An 18,968-nucleotide genomic window follows, 5' to 3' on the forward strand; every position below is an offset into this window, starting at 1 on the left:
TCAATTCTGTAAACGGCCCCTTGAGCAGTGGGCAGTGGCCTGCGGGCGGTTCAGGTTGAGTCACCATTCGCTTACGGTTCGACAGTAACCGGCGTTCCGAGTTGGACCCAGTCATAGAGGGCGCGCACGTCTTCGTTATACATCCGCAAACAGCCGTGGGAGGCAGCGGTTCCCACCGAGGCTGGATCCGGCGTGCCATGAAACCCAATCGCCTGGTGACCGTCGCTCCAAAACCCGATCCAGCGCTCGCCTAAGGGATTATTCGCTCCTGCCGGCACCGCTGCATCGGTCAGGGGATGGGTCCAACCGGGCTGTTGCAGCATTTGAAACACCTGAAACTGGCCCGTCGGCGTCTCCCAACCAGCTTGACCAACCGCTACCGGATAGCTAGCTTTCACCTGTTTGCCTTCATAGACCTGCACCCGGCGTTGGCTCAGCTGGACGACTAAGCGAATCGTTGCCGCCGGCTTGGCCGCTGGGGCAAGAGGCGCGGTCACCGCAACGGGCAACGGGGGCATCGAGGCACAAACCGCTTGGGCGCGACGCTGGGTCTCAGTGACGGGCGACTGCACCAGTGGATGGTCCTGAATTCGCCGGCAGGCTGTTGCTAACCAGCTGCGCCAATCGCCCTGCCACAGTCGCACTTCCCGATCCTGGCTGAGGCTGACAATCGTTTTTTCTCCCTGGGCCTCGTGCACCGCGATCGCGGCAATCGCACTTTGATGCCCGACCAAGGGGTGGCCGATGCGGTTACCGTGCCGATCGTTGAGCTGAAGCGTGCCATCCGCACTGCCGCTCACCAGCGTTTGACCATCGGCCGTCAAGGCAATGGCGGTAATCGGGGCCGCATGCACCGCGAGGGTTTGCAGCGATTGCCCCTGATGATTCCATTCCTGCAGACGGCCATCCGCAGCGCCAATCATCACGGTCTGACCATCGGGGCTAAATAGTGCCGTGTGGCTGGCCAGCGGCTGGCTGGCAGGTGAGGATAGGGGTGGGGTGATCTGCCACAAGCAGGTTTGGCCATTGGAAGTGCCGGAGAGGGAATCGGTCGAGGCCCAGCCACTCACCGCGTAGCGTCCATCCGGGCTAACGGCATATAGTGCGGCGCTTGGGTAAGGGGAATCGGTTGACCCAGCGCCTGCCCAGACTGTTCAGGTTTGTCTGGAGCCGGCAGGTGCCACAGTTGCATCCCAGCCGGACTCACCGTCAGCAGGTGCTCTCCCGTCGGACTGAGGGCAAACGAGTCGAGGGGGGGCTGCCGTGCAAGCGGGATCCGCCGGACCACTTCACCGTTGAGAGTCCACAGGCTGAGGCTGGAGCCAGATTGCACGGCCAGAGTTTGACTATCGGCACTCCAGCGCAGGTGCAGCGCTGACTGAGCCGGCCCCTCAATGGCTGCCAGGAGTGGCTGGTGGCGATTGCGAATCTGGATTTGCCCACTCCCATCACGTATCGCGATCTGGTTGCCATCCGGGCTCAGGGCCACCGTCTGTAGCGGCTGGGCACTCCATTCCTGCAGATGAAAGCGGGTGAGCAGGGTAGCGTCCGCTACATCCCACAAACGCACCGTGCCATCACTGCCACCGCTGACCAGTGTTTGTTGATCGGGGCTAAACAGCACCGTCGTCACCGCCCCGCTATGGCCGCGCAGCGGTTGCGCCGGCAGAGCAGATGCGGGGGCAGCCAGCGGCGAGAGTTGGATCGTGCCATTCGCCAAGCCTTGAGCCACCAGGGCATTGTCGGCACTCAAGTCTGCCGAGCGGACCCTAGGCGTTTGACCGAGCAAAAACTGGCTCCATTGCCCGGCCGCTCCATTCCACAGAAATACCTGGTGTCGCTGCTGGTCTGCGACGAAAATCCGCTGCCCAGACTGACTCACCCGCATTGCGCTCACCTTCGCCCCAGCCCACAGATAGCCCAATCGTTCGCCCTTGGCATTCCACAGATAAATTCGGCCATCCTCACCCGCACTCACCAGCGTTGCCGCCTGACTGGCCACCGCCGTTACCGCACCTTGATGGGGCGGATCCAGGCGACCAATCCACTCCCCTTGGCGCGTCCACAATCGCACATTGCCGCCATTGCTGCCCGTGATCAGCGACTGCCCATCTGCGCTAAAGGCTACCGCCGTCATCCTTGCCCAATCTGGCCGTTACCAACTCAGCTCCTTGGTGAGCGGCCACCGCTGGATCTGACCCGTCGCGGCGGCGGGATTGGCCAGCAGGATCTGACCGTCCGGACTAAACTCCATCGCACCAATCGCCGCCCCATTTCCCGGCAACACCTGCTGAGATCCCTGCCGCGACCAGAGCACTGCATTGCCGGATTGTAGGCCAATAGCCAGTGTTTGCTGATCGGGGCTAAAGCGCAGCGTCGAGATGGGATGGTTCAACGTCAGGCGATAGCGCTCTTTTGCGGTTTGCACCGCCGTGAGCAAATTTGCTTGCACCGCGGGTAACAGGTGCGGCAGTCGGGCTCGATTTTGACCCACCGCATCGACCGCGGCAACGAGGCCCATGAATGGATCGCGTTCCAATTGCTGTTGAACCTCAGCGGCCTGCGTTGCCAAGGCCAGCTTTTGCTGCTGCATCCAGTCCCTCCAGATGCATGGGGCAGCCACCAATCCAGCCCCCAGCAGCAGCAGCGCATATCGCCAGACCAAGTTGCGCAGTCCAGATTGGAGGGGGGTCGCCGGGGGCGACATCACCCGCGGTTTTGCGGTTGAGACCATCGGTTGCTCGGCAAACCAGAAGCGGTTGTACATAAGTCGTTTAAGGCAATGAAGCAGGTCAGATGATAGGCAAGGGTATCGTATTCAGTATGACCAGATTAATGCATGCACGAACCCCTTAACAGAGGCCAGCCATGATGCTGAAATTACTTCAGAACTTATCAGTAAGATATGAGAAAGAGCAGTGATGTTTTACCACAGGGCACGTGGCCGATAATAGCGGGGATCGACATAGTTATCTTTTGGGATATCCTTTGAGACATCTTTGATTGAATTAGATTCTTTCGTCGTGGTGATCACTTCTCGACTGGTATTGGTATGGATCACTCTGGGGTAGGTCCACGCCATGATCACGCTGCCGAGCAGCAGCAGCGTCCCCAAGCCAAATAAGGCCCAGGTTAATTTTGAGATCGTGCTCGAGGTTTGCTGGATCGACTGGGCCGAACTCCAGATCAGCCAGAGATCAGCGTCATTCCAGGCTTTATTTTTACCGTTAGGAGGAGACACGGGCGTCCATCCCTTCGGGGGTTTTCATTCACAGGATGTAGCTTTACGCCATTTAGCAGGGGGGGGAGCACCGTTTGCACCATACTCCTGACCGTTGGGGGAAATTGGCTCGTTCATCAGTGACCTCACTTAGAATTATCAAAAAGATGGTTAAAGTAATCAAGCATAGATGCGTTAAGGAATGATAAACTGAAGATAGGAGGAGTGGATGAACAGGGTCTGTCCGACCCACTCGCATTCCTACAGCAATGGGATTCGGTTATTGTCATCCCTCGTCAACAGCTTGGACGTCGTATTGATAAATCGGTTGAGGTAAACAAACCGGTGGTTTCGCTTGCACTTCGGGTTGAACAACCAGCGTCGGTTCGAGATGCACGGGTAGCGTTTGCTTCACACCAAGCGCAGGTTTAATGAAGGGATAGGGTTCAATAAACACCGGAATGTTCAGCCGAATGGGAATCGTTCAAAGGATTGAGACATGAATAGAACTCCTAATGAATTTAAAGGTGGTAAAGTTGTTCTAAACACAGTTTCAAGTCAATCCATTTGCGTTTCGGAAACTTAAGTTTAAAAGTACCCGTCTGGGTAATTTTTCTGGATTTTAGCCCAAACTATGATATATAAATTGCGTTAGCATAAAAGACTCGGTAATATTAAAAATTACATCTACTTATTTTCAGCAAAAATAGACCTAAATGCTTATCATTTAGGTCTATTTTTCAGATTTATTAATGGAACTTTAATTTATCGTTTAACGTTTAATACTGCGACTCATCTTAACTTTCAGCCAACCTAGTTTCTAGAGCACTCAGACCAGTAAAATAGCTTTTAATTAGGGTGGATTTCAATGCGTCAATAGAAATTCGTTTTGCAGTTCAATCCTCAACCACATCCACAAGTGCTTTTGTGGCACATTTGGATCGTGCCGACTAGCTTAACGCCTGAAGCTGAATTCAACCTGAGAACACCCTGAACTTTTTCTCAGTTAAGAGCGATGTCGCGTTTATCTCGCCCAATTCTAAAATCCGTCCGGGGTCAGACCTCCTCCTCCCTACTCCGAGAGAGGCTAGACGCCGCTCAGATTGGTTTGGTAGAAATAGTCGTTTAAGGATGCGGCGATGCACGAGACCAAACCCACCTCTTCGGAGCAAATTCAAGCACGAGAACGCATTCATCGGCGGGATTTAGTCAATAGTTTGTTGATTGGCATCGGACTCGGAGCCTTATTGTTGGGTGCTCCGCTAGGATGGTTCGCCCATCGGTTTTATGCCCAACAGCGCACGGCCCAAGTCTTGCTTTGTCGGCAGCAGAATTTTGGATTATCCGAAACCGAGTTGCAGGCCCGCTGTGGTCAACCCTATTAGAGTCGTTCCGACCCCTTTGGGGTTTTGAACTTCAAAAACTCTGACGAGTTGACTGACTTGCCGTCAGAGCGATGGATCGGTAGCCAAGCAGCAGTTCAAGCCTCGGGTAACGGAACCGTCATCGACGCAGCCAAATCTCGAAACCGACGCGGATCGCCTTCGGGTAGGGGCCGTTCTTGCGATTTGCGGCGATAGAGGTTTTCCAGCGTTGAGCGCCAGTTGGCAATCACCTCGTGGATGGGTTCGGCCCCGACCGACGTTGGCGGTTCCGGCAGTTGCTGTAACTGCTGTTGCGCCCACCACACCCGCGCCCGCACCGCCCAAATTGGATCCTGAGTGCCGAGCTGCTCCAATTTCGCCAGAATCGGCGTGCGCCAATCTGGTTGGCTATGCCAGATCGCTGCCGCCAAGGCTTGCAGGCCAGTTACCGCCGCGTAGCGCACCACCCATTCTTCGTCATCGCAGACAAACAGCAGCGCATCCAATGCCTCAGCCTGGGCCATTTCTAACTCATCGGCTGGAAACTGAGGCCAGTTGAGCGTGCCTAACCCCCGCGCCGCCGCGCGCCGCACACTCATGGCAAAATCAGCGGTGGCCGCTCCCAAGAGGGTCGTCAGACCTCGCGGATCGCCAATCCCGGCCAACGCCCGAATCGCCCAGGCTCGTGCCGTATAGTTATGCCGGTCCAGCTGATCCAGCAGCGCCGGCACCGCCGGTTCTCCAATTTTGATTAACCCATCTACCGCGGCCACCGCCGCTCCTGGATTGTTGTAGCTGAGGGCCGCAATCAGCGTAGGCACCGCCCCAACGTCCGCTGCATTTGCTAAGTCTTGCACAGCTTCGAGCAAGCGGGCCGACGAATCCGCCGCATCAACCGCCGCAATCAGAGTCTTGAGAGTATCTGGCATGGAGGCAGAAAACAGGATTGATGATCAGGTCTATATGGTATTGTCGAATGCCGATGGCCCGCAATGCGAGCGGTTGGGGTCAGGTGTAACAAATCGATTCAATCGCTCAATCGCAATTCAAACGAGCGGCCCTATAGCAACTCATCCATCAACGCCATCACCCGGATGGCCCCCTCGTTTAAGCCAGGTGGCTGGCGTTGCTGAATTTGGGTTTCTAAGAGACCTTTGAGGGCAATCAGCTTGAGGCTATTTTCAGCTAGGGTTTGGGCAATCGGTTCGGCGGCTGCCAGATAGCCAATCGCGCCCAAATCAGCCAAGGCGGCCCGCCGCAGTTGCAATTCATCGCCGGCCAGTGCCGCCACCAAGCGATCGCCATACTGACTGGCCTCACGCGGGTCTGGCGTCAATTGATACAGGGCACGCGCCGCCGCATATTGAATCCGGGGAATTTCATGCTGCAAAAACGGCACAATCAAGGGAACCGCTGCGCCCGCCTGTAGGGTGCCGAGGGCTTCTAGAATGGCGTCGTAGGGCTGCACCAGATAGGGCGGTTCGGGAGCCGGTAGCGTGCCAGGAATTTGATCTTGCAGTAGAGCGAGCAAGGCCGGAATCCCGCTTGGGTCTCCTAAGAGTTCCAACGACTGGGCCGCCGCTTCCCGCACATAGAAATCCGAGCAGCTGAGGGCTTGAATCAGAGCCGGCACCGCCCGCCGATCACCCAATTTCCCCAAGGCACGAGCCGCATTGCGCCGCAGGGGATAGCCCCCGGCCTCGGTGCGGTCGGCCTCATCGTCTAGGGCTGTGATCAAAATATCAATGGCGAGGGGTTCATCGACACGAAACCGGCCCAGCCACCAGGCCGCATACACCCGCAGGCCCAGATCTTCGCCTTGGAGGTTGGCGATGGCCTGCTCGACGGTGAGTGAATCGCTGCTGATGGCCTCGTTGGTATCGTGATCAAACGGTTGTTCGGGCATAGGAGGATGGGATAAAGGATATGAAAAACACCTTGGTTGAGTGACCGACCAGACGACAAGCTAGACGGATTCGATTTCCTGAAAATGGGCATCGCGACTGACCAGGCGTAAATCAGGTTGACCTGCAATCGCGGCAATCCAACTATCATTTTCAGGCAGGGGGCAACCTTTGAGGCGCAACGAATATTTAATTTCACCATACCAACGGGCCGGAGTTGCATCACAGCCAAGCACCCCAGTGCTGGCAACGAATGCGTCGATCCGAGCTAAGTTGGCCTGCACTCGGCTTGATTTGCGCGCCCCATAATTCAATTCAGCAATGGCAATGCAAGGGATAAACACTTCGGTAGCTTCAGCTAGATGCTCTCGAACCGTTGATTCATTGGCAAAAAGCGCAATGCGCAATGATGATGTTGGTGTTGGTATTGGTATCGAGCAAATATCTACCACTCATTCCAATCCACTTGTTCACAGTCTTGCTCAATGGCCTCGCGCATCAACTGGAGATCATCGCTTGGAATGGTGCCCGCAAATTGCAACAGCTGAGCACCAGAAATACCTTGAAGCTGCGAATGAGCCAGCGAGCGGACAAACTCCAGCACCTGCTGCTGTGATGGTTGAGGCAATCCTTCTAATTGCTGAACGATAGTTTGGATGATCGAGGGTTCCATGCTAGTCATGTCAGAGAAGGTCAACCTTTCAAATTCCTAATCGTTTGCGGGCATCTGCCAGAGAAACTCGACGAGTTGAGCCAGAGCGCCAAGAGAGAAAAGCGATGAATTCCTCGTTTTGCCGTAAGGCGTCCACTTCAGCCGCCAAATCATCCACTAGCGACAATACAAACTCTGTCCCATCGGGTTTCTTTAGAATCAGCGTGTCCTGTTCTGCCAGTTCAATCAGTTCAGCTACCGTCAGATTAGCCTGAGCCAAATCAACAGTTTTCATACGTTGACTTCTTGATTGCGAATATAGAGTTTATTCCGATCTTTGTATCCCACCGCAACCACACTCACAACTACAATAGCCTCAATCACATCATAAAAAACGCGGTAGCTGCCAATGCGTAACTCCCAGTTAAATTGTGATCCAGGCCGTAGCGGTTTGCGGTTTCGAGTTTCTTGCAAAGGTTGATCACTAAGCTGCCGTTCAATGGCATCGAGAATCATGACTCGTGTGGCTTTATCAAAATACTCTAGATCCTCAATCGCCTCTTCGGTAATTTCAATTGTGAACTGCATCACTTGCTATTCTAAAGGCCCCACAGAACGAATCCGCAGAGCCTCCTCTGCTCCACTATTGCTGCGAGTGAATTTCAGCAGGTAAGAACGTAGGTTGTTGTGAATAATTGATCCACAACACTGTCCCACCGACTAACACAATCACTCCCCCAAATACAAATACAGTAACCTTCCCCCGTGCAATTAGCTTTAGGAAAAAATTGCCAGGTGCTTTGAGTTCGAGGCTGAAAGAGTCAGCTTCTTCCATAAGCAGTGCCCTCCATGAGGTGAAACGGTTTACGTCGAGGACACTGAACAAATACTTTTATCCAGAAAGAATTTGTCAACGCCTCGATATAAACAAGCTTAGCCCGCCCTCACGAGAGATCGCAATAGGCAGGCTTGACAAATTCTTTCTGGATGCCTTTATCTTACATGGTTGAAACATGAAACGTCAACTTAAAATCACTCAATTTTTTACGCACACGGCTAGGAAACGAATATTCTACAAGTCTTTTCCTACAATGATTCTAGAGTACGACTATTTTCTCTCTGATTTGAAAACAGTGATATTATTGTATATTTTCATACTAATTTATTCAAGTAAAAACACCAGGGTTAGATAATTTAACGGATTAGCTCAAATCCAGTCTCATCAAGACATTGTTCGGATAATCCGGACAACATGACGTTCTCAAAATTGGAACGTTCTCAATATTAGATCACTGCTGATCAGTCTCCGTAATGAAGTTGATTGCAAAAGTGCAATAGGTTAAAATGCTCTCCCTCTACGAAACCGACTTCTATGCTTGGACCCAAGAGCAGGTGACGTTGCTCAAAACTCAGCAGTGGCAGCAATTAGACACACCCAATCTAATTGAGGAACTCGAAACCTTGGGTCGCAAAGAACGGCAAGAGTTACGCAATCGCTTAGCTGTTTTGCTGGGACATTTATTGAAATGGCAGTTCCAGTCCGAACATCGCAGCAATAGCTGGTTAGGCACAATTCGAGAACAGCGTATTCAAATCAAGCTGCTCTTGCAAGATAGCCCCAGTCTGCGACCCTATTTGGAACAGGGCTTTGCCGATGCCTATCAACTCGGTTTAGCCATTGCCATTCAAGAAACACAGTTGAGTGAGCAGGTGTTTCCAGAACTTTGTCCCTACACACTAGAGCAAACGCTGAATCCTGAGTTTTGGCCAGAGCCAGATTCAGCATCCAATCCGTTCAACGGTTAATCAAGCTGTGAACCCGCCCTGCCCAATCCATTGAGACCCATTGCCTCACTTCCACCCACTTAAAATAGTAATGTATAATGTGCTGTATACATTATGTTATCCGTATGATGGCCAAAGTCCGCAAGCAAATCTATTTAGACGCTCGACAAGACACCCTTCTCAAACGCATTGCCCAACAAACTGGAGTCAGTGAAGCCGAAATTATTCGCCAAGCGTTAGATCAGCATCTTAGTGCGGTGCATGCACCGTCGCCCAACCTAGCTGCATGGCAAGCCGAAAAAGCCTTCATTGCCCAACACAAGCAACGTCCTGCCTTACCCGGTGGGCGCGATTGGCAACGAGCAGACCTCTATGAACGATAAAGTTCTGTTGGACACCAATATTTTGGTTTATCTTTACGACAGCTTCGAGCCGAGTAAGCAAGAACGCGCGATCACCGTCGTGGATGCATTAATTCAAAGGGCCAGTGCCGTGATTAGCCCCCAAATCATGGGTGAGTTTTTTATGGCAACCACTCGCGCTAACCGACCGCTGCTGACTCCAATAGAAGCACTTGGACGCATTCGCAATTATCTCAGCACTTGTCAAGTCGTTGAACTCACAGGCTTAATTACGCTGGAAGCCGTTCGAGGCGTAGAAACTCACCAGTTTCAGTACTGGGATGCCCAAATTTGGGCCACGGCTCGGCTGAATCAGATTACTGAAATTTACAGCGAGGATTTTAATGCCGGAGCAATTGTAGAAGGGGTGCGCTTTACCAATCCCTTAGCAGATGAGTTTCAATGCTGCTGAATTCTACTGCGTCAACCAAAAGCAAGGCCCGGAGCAATCAACTCTCATCGACACGCGACAACCGTTCATCACTCCGGGCCAGATTAAACCGACTAAATCAACCCGCTGAATTAGCTGAGGGCATTGATTGCATAGTCGATGTAGGAGTTGGCTTCTACCGCCGGGTCACCCGACAGACCGTGGTTGGCCTTGATGTACTTGAGGGCTTCCACATACCAGCTCGGCGACAGATCAAAGGTGCGGTTGATTTCAGCCAGACCGCTGATCAGGTAATCGTCCATCGGGCCAGTGCCGCCCACCACCAAGCAGTAGGTGACCATGCGCAGGTAGTAGCCAATGTCCCGCACGCACTTCGAGCGACCCGTGTTGGTCGAGGCATAGTTTGGGCCTTGCATTTGGGTCGTGTAGGGGAACTTTTGGTACACCGCATTGGCCGCACCTTCAGCCAAGCTTTGCGCCTTCGACGACAGCGCTTTCGCAGCTTCCAGGCTAGCCGCCGCCTGCCGGAACCGACCAAAGGCAGCCTGCATTTCGGTCGAGCTGAGGAACCGGCCTTGCGAATCTGCCGCAGCCACGGCTTCGGTTAAAGGAGTCTTCATGGTCAGGTTATCTCCCAAGTAATATCGGTAAATCAATACAAACGAGAATTCGTGAATCAGCCGCGCAACGCGACTAGGCGACGGCGCTAGCAGCGCGATCAAAATAGCCACCCAGTTCTGCGATCAGGTTGCTGCAATCGCCCGGGGTGATGTTGTTGCGGTCGTTGGCAATCGCAATCGCCGCATCCTTCATTTTCTGGACGCCCACGGCTACCGATGCACCCGGAGTCCCCAGCGCCAAGTAGGTTTCCCGCAGACCGTTGAGGCAGCGATCGTCAAGCACCGAGGCATCGCCGGCAAACATCGCATAGGTGACATAGCGCAAGATAATTTCCATATCGCGCAAGCAGGCCGCCATCCGCCGGTTGGTGTAGGCATTGCCACCCGGAGCAATCAGCTGAGGCTGCTCATCAAACAGGCTGCGCGCCGCATTCGCCACAATCGTGGAGGCATTGCTGGTGATGCGGTTCACGATGTCCATCCGCTTGTTACCATCGGCAACCATAGCGCTGAGGGCATCTAATTGAGAAGAACTGAGGTATTCACCCCGTGCATCAGCCTGGGAAACAACCTTAGCAAACGCATCTAACATAAACTCAATCTCCTATCTGTTTGGTTGAGTGAGGTCCAATTGAACACTGAATCAAGCTCAGTTACGGTTGGGTTCTAACCTGATGAGTACTACTGAGGGGCCTCTACGCGCGAACACGTTTCCCCATCAGCCTGCGTCTCACTGCCTCATTTTTCAGCCCAGTTTGTTACAAATCATTGCAACAAGCCAGGCTTTCTGAAAACCAGGGGAGCCGCATTTGGGTTCTTATGAGGACTGGGTCGGTCGCTCAACGCCGGGTCATGCAAATGAATCCTGGCATTGGGTGCCTTCCACCTTCTTTTTTATACTATGTAGTTGGATCAAATGTTTGTTACGAATTTTGACAATTGTGGGGGAGTCAGGTGAGATGGATGGCGCCGGCCTCGATTAGTTGCCGCAGTTGGGTGGGCAGCCACGCAGCCCCTTGTTCAGCGAGCAAACGTTGCCGCATCGCACATCGCGCTGAGCCGGGATCTGCTGCTCTAAGCGCACAATCACCACATCAGCCCCGATTCGCTGCGGCAGCCCGAGTTGACTAGGTTGGCTCACGGTCAAGATGGCATACAAGTTGGGGTCGAGTTGGCCCAAGTCAACCGGACCGACGAGTTCACCGGCCACCGCCACCGCCGCTTGACGAGTGACTTTCCAACTGCCCAGGAAATCATCGTCATCAAACCAGCCAACGTCTTGCTCATGCAGGCTAATCGTTGTTTGCCCGTTAAAGCTGACTTGCAGCGGATTGCCCTTTTATTCAATAAATCGACATCTTCATCGTTTAAGCTACGCGCCATTTAGTAGACCCATTCACCCGCAGATAGGGTTCATCTGCTCTGGTCCAGTCTTCGGTTTCGATGCAGCAAAGATTCTTCAACGTTAACATTGCCATAGTTGTTCTCCGTTCAGATTGCATTCGATAAATAGCATTCAACGGTTCAGGCAAAATTCAATCTAGATACACTGCTGTTTGCCATTTTGGTTTACAAGGTTAAGAATTGATTGCTCAGCTTATTGTTCACTTATTCGGTAGCAATCGTGAGTTTATTCACAGCAGCCAATCATCTGATTCAACCCGGTTGAGCCAAAATTCGCCGGTTTAGGGTGACTTGACCCTACGCTAGAATGACTCCATCCATTGGTGCTTTGCGAGGTTGCCCATGTCCTTCACTAAACCCTGGATTGAACAAACCGATCCGCCTCGTCCGGCGAAAGAGACCCTGCCCACGATGTACGATCTCCCCAGCGAAGACCCGGAGGAACCTGGCTTGCCCGATCAGTTTCATGACCTGCAACCCGAACTGCTGCGCCTCACCTTCCAGCCGCCGACCTACTCGCCAGAGCAGGTATTTAGTGGCAGCGACCTGAATCTCTATTACGATGTTCGCTACCCAAGCCGCTACAAACGCCCCGACTGGTTTGGCGTGGTCGGGGTATCGAGGCTCTATGAAGGTCGAGAGTTGCGCCTCAGTTATGTGATCTGGCAGGAGGGCATCAGCCCGTTTGTGGTGGTGGAGTTGCTGTCACCCGGCACCGAAGCCGAGGATTTAGGACGCACCCAGCGAGACCGAAACCAACCGCCCACTAAATGGCAGGTGTATGAGCAAATTTTGCGGATTCCTTATTATGTGACCTTCAGTCGCTATAGCGACCAGCTGCAAGTGTTTACCTTACAGGCCGGCCATTATCAAGAACTGACGCTGCCGGAACCGCGAGTTTGGCTGCCGGAAATCAGCTTAGGTCTGGGGCTATGGCAAGGCGAGCATGCCGGCATTGAGCGGCGCTGGCTACGCTGGTTTGACGCCAATGGCGATTGGATTTTGACCGAAGCTGAACAGGAACGACAACGGGCTGAACGACTCGCCGACCGCCTGAGAGCACTCGGCCTCAACCCAGAGGATGAACTATAACTCAAGGCTTAACGCCAGGAACGGGCCTCACCGCCAGCCAGGTCTTCTCGACTCCAGGGGCAACCACTCCCACCCATGCCGCCCAGCGCTTCATTTACAATTCAACCACCGGCACCCTATTCTATGATGCCAATGGCAATCAAAGCGGCGCTGCAACGATTCAGATTGCCACCCTCACCACCCAACCGCTCCTCGATCCAACCCAACTGGTCGTGATTGCTTAACGGCCTCCTCAGGACTTCACCTGCTGCCGCTCTAAATCAAACAAAAACCCGTGAATATACGCCTCGGTCCAGTCTGGCCCATAAAAGCGCGTGAACATGCCGCGAGCCGGATCCTTCTCGGCCCGATAGCGGATATAGCGCAACTGCGCCGCCTCAATCGCCTGCAACTGCACCACATCGCTGACGGGTTCGGCCTGCTCCACCAAGTCTAAATAGGCATTGAGATAGTCCTGAAAGGCAGCCAACACCTGCGTTTCCACCACATTCGTCTCCTTGGGCCGCGTCCACAAAAAGGCGGGCGAAAAAAAGGCTTGGGCATCTTCAGGAAACTCGCCGCCCCACTCGAGCTGCTGGCGATAGCGCTCAAAGATCGGCCAGATCGGGGCCGTGTATTTCGCTTGATACTCAGGATCGTCCCGAAACAACGGCTGCATATCCAGCGCAATCAAATGGCCGCCCGGCAGCGTCACCAAATCCGCCCCAAAAAACGGCAAGTCATAATTCAGCCGCGGAAAGATCACAAAATTCAGCACCTGCAACGCCGCGCCACCCTGCACATGCGCCGCCCGAATCTGCCGCAGCTTGTCCGATTGAAACGCCGTACTTGTGGTTTGCACCAGCGAGGCATGCTTGCCTTTACCCACCATCGCCTGCTTCGCCTCAAACCCGGCTGGAATCGGATAAGGCTGTAAGTCCAGCCGCTCGTGCAACCGCGCCACGGCCCAATCGAGAAACGGTTGATACAGCGTCATGGCAAACCTCCGGTCACAAGCAAAGCTGAATATTGATATTCATGGAACTGGATGCCGCTTAGCGGCTTGCCGCCACCGCCAACGGCACCGCATCTTCAAACAAAAACTCGTAGAGAAACCGTTCGGCCCACTCGTGGCCAAAGTAGCTGCTAAACAAGCCTGAGGCCGGGTCGCGGTCCGCGCTGTATTGGTCGTAATCTTTTTGCGCCTGCCCAATCCGCGCGATGGCATCCGGGTCGCTCAGGGGTTCCGCTTGATCTAATAACTGCCAATAGAGGTTGAGATAGTCTTGAAACGCGGCAAACACGCGAGTGGCCACCGTTTCGGCATCGGTTTTGGCAAACAAAAGATATTTAGAAAAATACTGATTGGCATCATAGAATTTCATTTCCAAATTCTGAGCCAGATCCGGATAGCGGTCGTGCAACGTTTGCAGCGGCTGAATATAGCGGGCTTGATAGGCCTGATCTTGAAATAACGGCTGAAAATCCATCACAATCAGGTTTTTCACCTTACCAAACGAGAGAAAATCAATCCCCAATAGCGGCAGATCATACTGATGATTGGGATAAATCACGCTATTAAAAATCTGCGCACTTTCCCCCGCATCAATGTAGGTGTAGCGAATCTTGCGCAACTGCGGACATTGATAACACCAACTGCGAATCGTGGCCGGATGGCGACCCCGTTCACTCACCCGAGTTGCAAGGCCGGCTGGAATTGGGCGCGCCTGTAGCTCAAAGTTTTGCGATAAGGACTGTTCGAGATAGTCACGAAAGGGCTGGTACATAGGGGATGTCCACGGACGCCGTCAGAAACACTGCCGATGGCACACTCCTTGGAGCGGACCACATCTTTTGCAGCATAGGGGATTCTCCCAACCCCAGTCTCTTTTCTGAACTACAAAGTAATATTCCTTAACAATGCCAGGTTAGGATAGACGCCAACCCCTAGTGTTGGAGTTGGGTCGCCATGTCATTACCAGCCGTGATCGCGTTTGCTTCCCAGTTGATTGATCAGCATCGAATTGAAGTCGGGCAGCACCCCGACACCACACCCGTCGATTGGCTGGGTTTAGCGATGAGCCTCGAGGAAGCCAAACTCGTCATTGCCGCTCTAGAGCGCAAACAGCAGGAGCTAGAACAAACTCGCAATAGCGCCCGGTTAGGGAGTGATATTGTCACACTCGCCTCCGGTGGAGCCGGCTTAGTCGTGATGCTGACTGGAGCTGCCCTGATGCTGTTTCCCGTCACGACGCTCGCTGGCGTGATCACCTTTGCCTCCGGAGCCGGCACCGCCGGGATTGGCAAAATCGTCAGCGATCAAGTGAAACAAAGGGCCACCGACGACCAAAGTCTCACCATCGAGCAGCTTGAGCAAGCGATTCATGACCTGCGCACTGCGGTGCTGTTGGTGCTTTAGGAGGCAGGAGGCAGGAGCTAGACGCCAAACGCCAGAAGCTAGAAGCTAGAAGTCAGAATGGTTAAATCATTAGTTGACGACCGGCTCTCCCAATGGAGACAGCCGGGAATTTTTATGCTGCAACCGAATGCAATAACCGGCTGACTCACCGTGTCACCGGAAACACCCACTCGCGTTACCCGCACCGACGCAGATCGGTCCCTAGACCGATTTAATTATTAAGGATTGTTACTTTGTTTTTCATAACTGAGACGGCGGTTCAGGTCGTCTTTTATGGTCATTAGTGTCTTGTTCCAGCAACAGGCAGTTTTTACAGACTACTATTTTAAGGAGAGCGAAATGCTTGACGCTTTTTCTAGAGCTGTTGTCGCAGCCGATGCCAGCACGTCTGTTGTATCAGATATCAGTGCATTAAGAAAGTTTGTGGCCGAAGGAAACCGTCGTCTGGATGCAGTGAATGCGATTGCGTCGAACGCGAGCTGCATGGTCTCGGACGCGGTAGCAGGCATGATCTGTGAGAACCAAGGCTTGATCCAAGCGGGCGGCAACTGCTATCCCAACCGTCGGATGGCCGCTTGCCTGCGCGATGCCGAAATCATTTTGCGCTATGTCACCTATGCGCTGTTGGCTGGTGATGCCTCGGTGCTTGACGATCGCTGCCTCAACGGGTTGAAAGAAACCTATGCAGCGCTTGGCGTGCCCACCACCTCCACCGTGCGGGCGGTGCAAATCATGAAAGCGCAAGCGGCCGCTCATATTCAAGACAACCCCAGCGAGCAATTTGCCGGTGCCAAACTGCGCAAGATGGGAACTCCCGTCGTTGAGGATCGCTGCGCCAGCCTGGTGGCCGAAGCATCGAGCTACTTTGATCGCGTGATTTCGGCCCTCAGCTAGGTCGCTTTGGATTTCGATTCCTCAAACCACAATCCATACTCGAAACTATTGGGAGATTCAAGACATGAAATCTGTTGTTACTACCGTGATTGCAGCGGCTGATGCAGCCGGACGGTTTCCGAGCACCTCGGATCTCGAATCGGTTCAGGGTTCGATCCAACGGGCCGCTGCTCGCCTAGAAGCCGCAGAGAAGCTGGCCAACAACCTCGATAACGTAGCTCGGGAAGCTTATGATGCGTGCATCAAGAAATATCCCTACCTGAACAATGCGGGTGAAGCAAACTCTACCGACACCTTCAAAGCCAAGTGTCTGCGTGACATCAAGCACTACATGCGCCTGATTCAATACTGCTTGGTGGTTGGCGGTACCGGTCCGCTCGATGAGTGGGGCATTGCTGGCCAGAAGGAAGTGTATCGTGCTCTCGGTCTGCCCACCGCACCCTATGTCGAAGCCCTCAGCTTCGCTCGCAACCGTGGCTGTGCTCCGCGCGATATGTCGGCTCAAGCCCTGACCGAGTACAACGCCCTGCTTGACTACGCCATCAACTCGCTGTCCTAGTGACCGCAGTGCGATCTGAGCGGATTACAGGGTAGTTGACCCAAACGACCTGGAGGGTCTGAGCACTTGGCTTTGCCGCTTGACGGTGCAGCTGTGGCTCAGAATCTCCAGGTTTATTGTTGTCTGGAGGGGGCTGCCGCTCTATCTACAGCCTGAATTAGCCAATTGTTATTCTAGATTCAGTGCATTATTCAGGTCATTAATTCAGGTCATTATTCAGGTCATTCATCGAGCCATTCATCGAGCGATCGGTGAATTCATTGCTGAATCAGCCAGGTTTTTTATCAATTATGGATAAACGCTTTTTTCAACTATTTGATCTCAGCGAAGAGCAGGCGATTGTCGTTTTAGATACGCCTCACGATCAAGTTGGGGAAGCGGATTCGCGCTACATTGCCGCCTCGCATTTAGTGCATTTCCCCAGCGAGCGTGCCATCGCCGCTTTGATGCGGGCCGTGCAGCAAACCGATCCAGCCCTGCAAAATCGGATCGTGCGACGCAAAGCCGTAGAAACGCTGGGACGGCTCCACGCGACGGCAGCCCTGCCGCTGATTCATGCCTGTTTGCACGACGATGATTGTTATCTAGTCGAAAATGCCGCTTGGGCGATTGGCGAAATTGGCACCCAGGATCCACGCCTCTTAGCCGACCTGGCCCAATTGCTCGACCAACCTGGGCAAACCTATCGCGTGATTATTCACACCCTGGCCAAGCTGAATTACACGCCCGCTCTGGCTCAGATTCAGCGCTTTGTCACCGATGCCGACCCGCTGATCGCCAGTGCAGCCATCACCGCCGTTTGCCGGCTCACGGGCGACTATCAGAGGATGCCGCAGGTGGTGGCGCTGTTGCAACATGCCAATGTTTTAGCGCGGCGCTTATCGATTCAGGATTTGATTGACGCCCGCTATTACGATGCGATTCCGGCAATTGCTCGCTGCCCCGTTTCGCTTGTATTTCGCTTACGCGGCATTCGCCTATTGGCTGAGGCCGGCTTGACCACCGGGACGCTTTCGTTTACCCAGATTCAGCCCCACCTCGAACAAGTGCTGCGCGATCATCCCCAGGATTTGCAGTTGGTGCATGCCTATGATCAGCCGCCCAGCCTCGCGTTTCTGATCCGCGAGTTATACGAAACCGACTTTGGGCGGTGCTACCTGGCCACACAGACCATCCTGGAGCAGTATGCCGATGAGGCTCCCGCCGCTTTGTTGGCCACCTATGCGGACGAAGCCCACAGCGACTATGGCGCGCATTTCCATGTAATCAAGCTGTTTGGCTGGCTGCGGCATGCCCCGGCCTATGAGCTGCTGATCACCGCCTTGCACAACCCGCAACCCCAATTCCAGAAATCTCGGGCCGCCGCCGCGATTGCGCTCGCCGAACTGGGCGATCCGCAGGCGATTGGCGAACTCCACCGCTGCCTCGATACCCCGATCTGGGACCTCAAATATGCCGTACTGATGGCGCTGGACCAGTTGGGCGATCCCAGCGGCTATGCCCACGTGAACGACCAGGATGATTGGATCATTCAAGCCAAAGCTCAGACCAGGCTCAGATCGACTCAACCCACCGCCCCAGCAAACTGACCTTTAGCCGTGTTATTTGTCGCCTACTGATGCCCTAATCTCTCTACTGATCTGACCACTTATATCTCCACTTCTATGTCTACCGAAGCATTATTTCAACAGCTCAAACATCCCAATCCCCATCTGCGCGACGAGGCGATGTGGCAGTTAGTCGAACAGCGAGACGAGACCACGATTCCTCGGTTGATGGCCATCCTCGATGACGCCGATACGAACTATCGACGAGCGGCCGTCAAAGCCCTAGGCGCGATTGGCATGGATGCCGTGCCCCCCCTCGTCGAGGCGCTGCTCCACAGCGAGAATGTCACCGTGCGGGGCAGTGCTGCCAAAGCCTTGGCCCAAGTCGCCCTCAACTATCCAGAACAGCCATTTCCTGAAACAGGCATCGCCGGATTGCAAACCGCCCTCAGTGATCCCAATCCGGTCGTGCATATCGCCGCGGTGATGGCCCTAGGCGAAATTGGCACCCCCGAAGTTGTAGAGGTGTTGATTCAGGCGCTGCGCACCAGCGATAATCCAGCCTTGGGCGTGTCGATTGTCAATGCCCTAGCGTCGATTGGCGATAGTCGCGGCGTCGCAGTGCTGCAAGACTTAATTCAAAATCAAACCACCGACTCCTATGTGCGCGAAACGGCAACTAGCGCCCTGTCTCGGCTGGAGATGACCAATCGCTTTCAGCGCGGCGAACGCTAGCT

The 18,968-nt window shown here is 53.9% G+C and carries 27 protein-coding genes; 10 read left to right on the forward strand and 17 right to left on the reverse strand.

Translation table 11 applies throughout. The annotated features are described in order from the left end of the window. Nucleotides 1-71: 71 nt before the first annotated feature. From HJG54_RS28460 to HJG54_RS28480, 5 genes are all read right to left on the reverse strand, one after another. Nucleotides 72-1,070 (reverse strand): L,D-transpeptidase family protein, encoded by a 999-nt coding sequence (locus tag HJG54_RS28460; protein ID WP_316436464.1) that lies wholly within the window; start codon nt 1,068-1,070, stop codon nt 72-74. Then, the gene (locus HJG54_RS28465; RefSeq protein ID WP_316436463.1) at nt 1,067-2,137 is read right to left on the reverse strand and encodes a WD40 repeat domain-containing protein; all 1,071 of its coding nucleotides are present in this window, start codon (nt 2,135-2,137) and stop codon (nt 1,067-1,069) included. The genes HJG54_RS28460 and HJG54_RS28465 overlap by 4 nt, the downstream gene beginning before the upstream one ends. An 18-nt stretch (nt 2,138-2,155) precedes the next feature. Continuing rightward, complete coding sequence (locus HJG54_RS28470) at nt 2,156-2,734, reverse strand: WD40 repeat domain-containing protein (RefSeq protein WP_316436462.1); 579 nt, start codon at nt 2,732-2,734, stop codon at nt 2,156-2,158. A gap of 192 nt (nt 2,735-2,926) precedes the next feature. After that, the gene (locus HJG54_RS28475) at nt 2,927-3,241 is read right to left on the reverse strand and encodes a hypothetical protein (RefSeq protein ID WP_316436461.1); all 315 of its coding nucleotides are present in this window, start codon (nt 3,239-3,241) and stop codon (nt 2,927-2,929) included. 265 nt (nt 3,242-3,506) lie between these two features. Beyond that, a complete protein-coding gene (locus tag HJG54_RS28480; RefSeq protein ID WP_316436460.1) occupies nt 3,507-3,677 on the reverse strand; it encodes a hypothetical protein in 171 nt (56 codons plus the stop codon). A gap of 682 nt (nt 3,678-4,359) precedes the next feature. Here HJG54_RS28480 and HJG54_RS28485 point away from each other — a divergent pair. Further along, nucleotides 4,360-4,605: a hypothetical protein gene (locus HJG54_RS28485; protein WP_316436458.1), complete on the forward strand. Its 246-nt coding sequence runs from the start codon at nt 4,360-4,362 to the stop codon at nt 4,603-4,605. A gap of 95 nt (nt 4,606-4,700) precedes the next feature. Here HJG54_RS28485 and HJG54_RS28490 read toward each other — a convergent pair whose 3' ends face one another. The 7 genes from HJG54_RS28490 to HJG54_RS28520 all read right to left on the reverse strand — a co-directional run bounded on the left by HJG54_RS28490 (nt 4,701) and on the right by HJG54_RS28520 (nt 7,975). Continuing rightward, nucleotides 4,701-5,513 (reverse strand): HEAT repeat domain-containing protein, encoded by an 813-nt coding sequence (locus tag HJG54_RS28490; RefSeq protein ID WP_316436457.1) that lies wholly within the window; start codon nt 5,511-5,513, stop codon nt 4,701-4,703. A gap of 131 nt (nt 5,514-5,644) precedes the next feature. Further along, the gene (locus HJG54_RS28495; RefSeq protein WP_316436456.1) at nt 5,645-6,490 is read right to left on the reverse strand and encodes a HEAT repeat domain-containing protein; all 846 of its coding nucleotides are present in this window, start codon (nt 6,488-6,490) and stop codon (nt 5,645-5,647) included. 60 nt (nt 6,491-6,550) lie between these two features. After that, complete coding sequence (locus HJG54_RS28500; protein WP_316436454.1) at nt 6,551-6,895, reverse strand: type II toxin-antitoxin system VapC family toxin; 345 nt, start codon at nt 6,893-6,895, stop codon at nt 6,551-6,553. Between the two features lie 38 nt (nt 6,896-6,933). Further along, complete coding sequence (locus tag HJG54_RS28505; RefSeq protein WP_316436453.1) at nt 6,934-7,161, reverse strand: hypothetical protein; 228 nt, start codon at nt 7,159-7,161, stop codon at nt 6,934-6,936. A 28-nt stretch (nt 7,162-7,189) separates the two neighbouring features. After that, nucleotides 7,190-7,435 (reverse strand): hypothetical protein, encoded by a 246-nt coding sequence (locus tag HJG54_RS28510; protein ID WP_316436452.1) that lies wholly within the window; start codon nt 7,433-7,435, stop codon nt 7,190-7,192. Then, entirely contained in the window at nt 7,432-7,728 is a 297-nt protein-coding gene (locus tag HJG54_RS28515; RefSeq protein WP_316436450.1) for a type II toxin-antitoxin system RelE family toxin, read from the reverse strand. Before HJG54_RS28515 ends, HJG54_RS28510 begins: the two co-directional genes overlap by 4 nt. A 55-nt stretch (nt 7,729-7,783) precedes the next feature. After that, complete coding sequence (locus HJG54_RS28520; protein WP_316436448.1) at nt 7,784-7,975, reverse strand: hypothetical protein; 192 nt, start codon at nt 7,973-7,975, stop codon at nt 7,784-7,786. A gap of 509 nt (nt 7,976-8,484) precedes the next feature. On the opposite strand from HJG54_RS28520, the gene HJG54_RS28525 reads away from it, so the two are divergent. The 3 genes from HJG54_RS28525 (at nt 8,485) to HJG54_RS28535 (ending at nt 9,738) form a co-directional block, all read left to right on the forward strand. Next, nucleotides 8,485-8,946 (forward strand): DUF29 domain-containing protein, encoded by a 462-nt coding sequence (locus HJG54_RS28525; protein ID WP_316436447.1) that lies wholly within the window; start codon nt 8,485-8,487, stop codon nt 8,944-8,946. 104 nt (nt 8,947-9,050) lie between these two features. Further along, the gene (locus tag HJG54_RS28530; protein WP_316436446.1) at nt 9,051-9,308 is read left to right on the forward strand and encodes a CopG family transcriptional regulator; all 258 of its coding nucleotides are present in this window, start codon (nt 9,051-9,053) and stop codon (nt 9,306-9,308) included. Continuing rightward, nucleotides 9,298-9,738, forward strand: coding sequence for a PIN domain-containing protein (locus HJG54_RS28535; protein WP_316436445.1), 441 nt, complete (start codon nt 9,298-9,300; stop codon nt 9,736-9,738). The genes HJG54_RS28530 and HJG54_RS28535 overlap by 11 nt, the downstream gene beginning before the upstream one ends. A gap of 110 nt (nt 9,739-9,848) precedes the next feature. Here the strand turns inward: HJG54_RS28535 and cpcA are convergent, their stop codons facing one another. The 3 genes from cpcA to HJG54_RS28550 all read right to left on the reverse strand — a co-directional run bounded on the left by cpcA (nt 9,849) and on the right by HJG54_RS28550 (nt 11,547). After that, nucleotides 9,849-10,337, reverse strand: coding sequence for a phycocyanin subunit alpha (gene cpcA / locus HJG54_RS28540; RefSeq protein WP_036009782.1), 489 nt, complete (start codon nt 10,335-10,337; stop codon nt 9,849-9,851). Between the two features lie 73 nt (nt 10,338-10,410). After that, a complete protein-coding gene (locus HJG54_RS28545; RefSeq protein WP_316436444.1) occupies nt 10,411-10,929 on the reverse strand; it encodes a phycocyanin subunit beta in 519 nt (172 codons plus the stop codon). Nucleotides 10,930-11,316: 387 nt separating this feature from the next. Further along, nucleotides 11,317-11,547: a hypothetical protein gene (locus tag HJG54_RS28550; protein WP_316436443.1), complete on the reverse strand. Its 231-nt coding sequence runs from the start codon at nt 11,545-11,547 to the stop codon at nt 11,317-11,319. Between the two features lie 536 nt (nt 11,548-12,083). Here HJG54_RS28550 and HJG54_RS28555 point away from each other — a divergent pair. Continuing rightward, nucleotides 12,084-12,833: a Uma2 family endonuclease gene (locus HJG54_RS28555; protein WP_316436441.1), complete on the forward strand. Its 750-nt coding sequence runs from the start codon at nt 12,084-12,086 to the stop codon at nt 12,831-12,833. 232 nt (nt 12,834-13,065) lie between these two features. Here the strand turns inward: HJG54_RS28555 and HJG54_RS28560 are convergent, their stop codons facing one another. Both HJG54_RS28560 and HJG54_RS28565 read right to left on the reverse strand, forming a co-directional pair. Then, nucleotides 13,066-13,809 (reverse strand): phycoerythrobilin:ferredoxin oxidoreductase, encoded by a 744-nt coding sequence (locus tag HJG54_RS28560; protein ID WP_316436479.1) that lies wholly within the window; start codon nt 13,807-13,809, stop codon nt 13,066-13,068. Between the two features lie 58 nt (nt 13,810-13,867). Beyond that, nucleotides 13,868-14,599: a 15,16-dihydrobiliverdin:ferredoxin oxidoreductase gene (locus HJG54_RS28565; RefSeq protein ID WP_316436436.1), complete on the reverse strand. Its 732-nt coding sequence runs from the start codon at nt 14,597-14,599 to the stop codon at nt 13,868-13,870. Nucleotides 14,600-14,781: 182 nt separating this feature from the next. On the opposite strand from HJG54_RS28565, the gene HJG54_RS28570 reads away from it, so the two are divergent. The 5 genes from HJG54_RS28570 (at nt 14,782) to HJG54_RS28590 (ending at nt 18,966) form a co-directional block, all read left to right on the forward strand. Then, the gene (locus HJG54_RS28570; RefSeq protein WP_316436434.1) at nt 14,782-15,231 is read left to right on the forward strand and encodes a hypothetical protein; all 450 of its coding nucleotides are present in this window, start codon (nt 14,782-14,784) and stop codon (nt 15,229-15,231) included. A gap of 339 nt (nt 15,232-15,570) precedes the next feature. Further along, nucleotides 15,571-16,125 carry a C-phycoerythrin subunit beta gene (gene cpeB / locus HJG54_RS28575; RefSeq protein ID WP_036011943.1) on the forward strand — a complete coding sequence of 185 codons (555 nt, stop codon included), beginning with the start codon at nt 15,571-15,573 and terminating at the stop codon, nt 16,123-16,125. A gap of 64 nt (nt 16,126-16,189) precedes the next feature. Continuing rightward, the gene (gene cpeA, locus HJG54_RS28580) at nt 16,190-16,684 is read left to right on the forward strand and encodes a C-phycoerythrin subunit alpha (protein WP_036009800.1); all 495 of its coding nucleotides are present in this window, start codon (nt 16,190-16,192) and stop codon (nt 16,682-16,684) included. Between the two features lie 290 nt (nt 16,685-16,974). Beyond that, the gene (locus HJG54_RS28585) at nt 16,975-18,273 is read left to right on the forward strand and encodes a HEAT repeat domain-containing protein (RefSeq protein ID WP_316436429.1); all 1,299 of its coding nucleotides are present in this window, start codon (nt 16,975-16,977) and stop codon (nt 18,271-18,273) included. Between the two features lie 75 nt (nt 18,274-18,348). After that, nucleotides 18,349-18,966 carry a HEAT repeat domain-containing protein gene (locus HJG54_RS28590; RefSeq protein WP_316436427.1) on the forward strand — a complete coding sequence of 206 codons (618 nt, stop codon included), beginning with the start codon at nt 18,349-18,351 and terminating at the stop codon, nt 18,964-18,966. Nucleotides 18,967-18,968: the final 2 nt, after the last annotated feature.

It is taken from the genome of Leptolyngbya sp. NK1-12 (assembly GCF_032598965.1).
GTDB lineage: Bacteria > Cyanobacteriota > Cyanobacteriia > Elainellales > Elainellaceae > Elainella.

Coding starts and splice junctions, on each gene's coding strand:
- HJG54_RS28465 (WP_316436463.1), bottom strand. CDS start 2,137: ATGACGGCGGTAGCCTTTAGCGCAGATGGGCAGTCGCTGATCACGGGC.
- HJG54_RS28470 (WP_316436462.1), bottom strand. CDS start 2,734: ATGGTCTCAACCGCAAAACCGCGGGTGATGTCGCCCCCGGCGACCCCC.
- HJG54_RS28485 (WP_316436458.1), top strand. CDS start 4,360: ATGCACGAGACCAAACCCACCTCTTCGGAGCAAATTCAAGCACGAGAA.
- HJG54_RS28490 (WP_316436457.1), bottom strand. CDS start 5,513: ATGCCAGATACTCTCAAGACTCTGATTGCGGCGGTTGATGCGGCGGAT.
- HJG54_RS28495 (WP_316436456.1), bottom strand. CDS start 6,490: ATGCCCGAACAACCGTTTGATCACGATACCAACGAGGCCATCAGCAGC.
- HJG54_RS28505 (WP_316436453.1), bottom strand. CDS start 7,161: ATGGAACCCTCGATCATCCAAACTATCGTTCAGCAATTAGAAGGATTG.
- HJG54_RS28510 (WP_316436452.1), bottom strand. CDS start 7,435: ATGAAAACTGTTGATTTGGCTCAGGCTAATCTGACGGTAGCTGAACTG.
- HJG54_RS28515 (WP_316436450.1), bottom strand. CDS start 7,728: ATGCAGTTCACAATTGAAATTACCGAAGAGGCGATTGAGGATCTAGAG.
- HJG54_RS28520 (WP_316436448.1), bottom strand. CDS start 7,975: ATGGAAGAAGCTGACTCTTTCAGCCTCGAACTCAAAGCACCTGGCAAT.
- HJG54_RS28525 (WP_316436447.1), top strand. CDS start 8,485: ATGCTCTCCCTCTACGAAACCGACTTCTATGCTTGGACCCAAGAGCAG.
- HJG54_RS28530 (WP_316436446.1), top strand. CDS start 9,051: ATGATGGCCAAAGTCCGCAAGCAAATCTATTTAGACGCTCGACAAGAC.
- HJG54_RS28535 (WP_316436445.1), top strand. CDS start 9,298: ATGAACGATAAAGTTCTGTTGGACACCAATATTTTGGTTTATCTTTAC.
- cpcA (WP_036009782.1), bottom strand. CDS start 10,337: ATGAAGACTCCTTTAACCGAAGCCGTGGCTGCGGCAGATTCGCAAGGC.
- HJG54_RS28545 (WP_316436444.1), bottom strand. CDS start 10,929: ATGTTAGATGCGTTTGCTAAGGTTGTTTCCCAGGCTGATGCACGGGGT.
- HJG54_RS28555 (WP_316436441.1), top strand. CDS start 12,084: ATGTCCTTCACTAAACCCTGGATTGAACAAACCGATCCGCCTCGTCCG.
- HJG54_RS28560 (WP_316436479.1), bottom strand. CDS start 13,809: ATGACGCTGTATCAACCGTTTCTCGATTGGGCCGTGGCGCGGTTGCAC.
- HJG54_RS28565 (WP_316436436.1), bottom strand. CDS start 14,599: ATGTACCAGCCCTTTCGTGACTATCTCGAACAGTCCTTATCGCAAAAC.
- HJG54_RS28570 (WP_316436434.1), top strand. CDS start 14,782: ATGTCATTACCAGCCGTGATCGCGTTTGCTTCCCAGTTGATTGATCAG.
- cpeB (WP_036011943.1), top strand. CDS start 15,571: ATGCTTGACGCTTTTTCTAGAGCTGTTGTCGCAGCCGATGCCAGCACG.
- cpeA (WP_036009800.1), top strand. CDS start 16,190: ATGAAATCTGTTGTTACTACCGTGATTGCAGCGGCTGATGCAGCCGGA.
- HJG54_RS28585 (WP_316436429.1), top strand. CDS start 16,975: ATGGATAAACGCTTTTTTCAACTATTTGATCTCAGCGAAGAGCAGGCG.
- HJG54_RS28590 (WP_316436427.1), top strand. CDS start 18,349: ATGTCTACCGAAGCATTATTTCAACAGCTCAAACATCCCAATCCCCAT.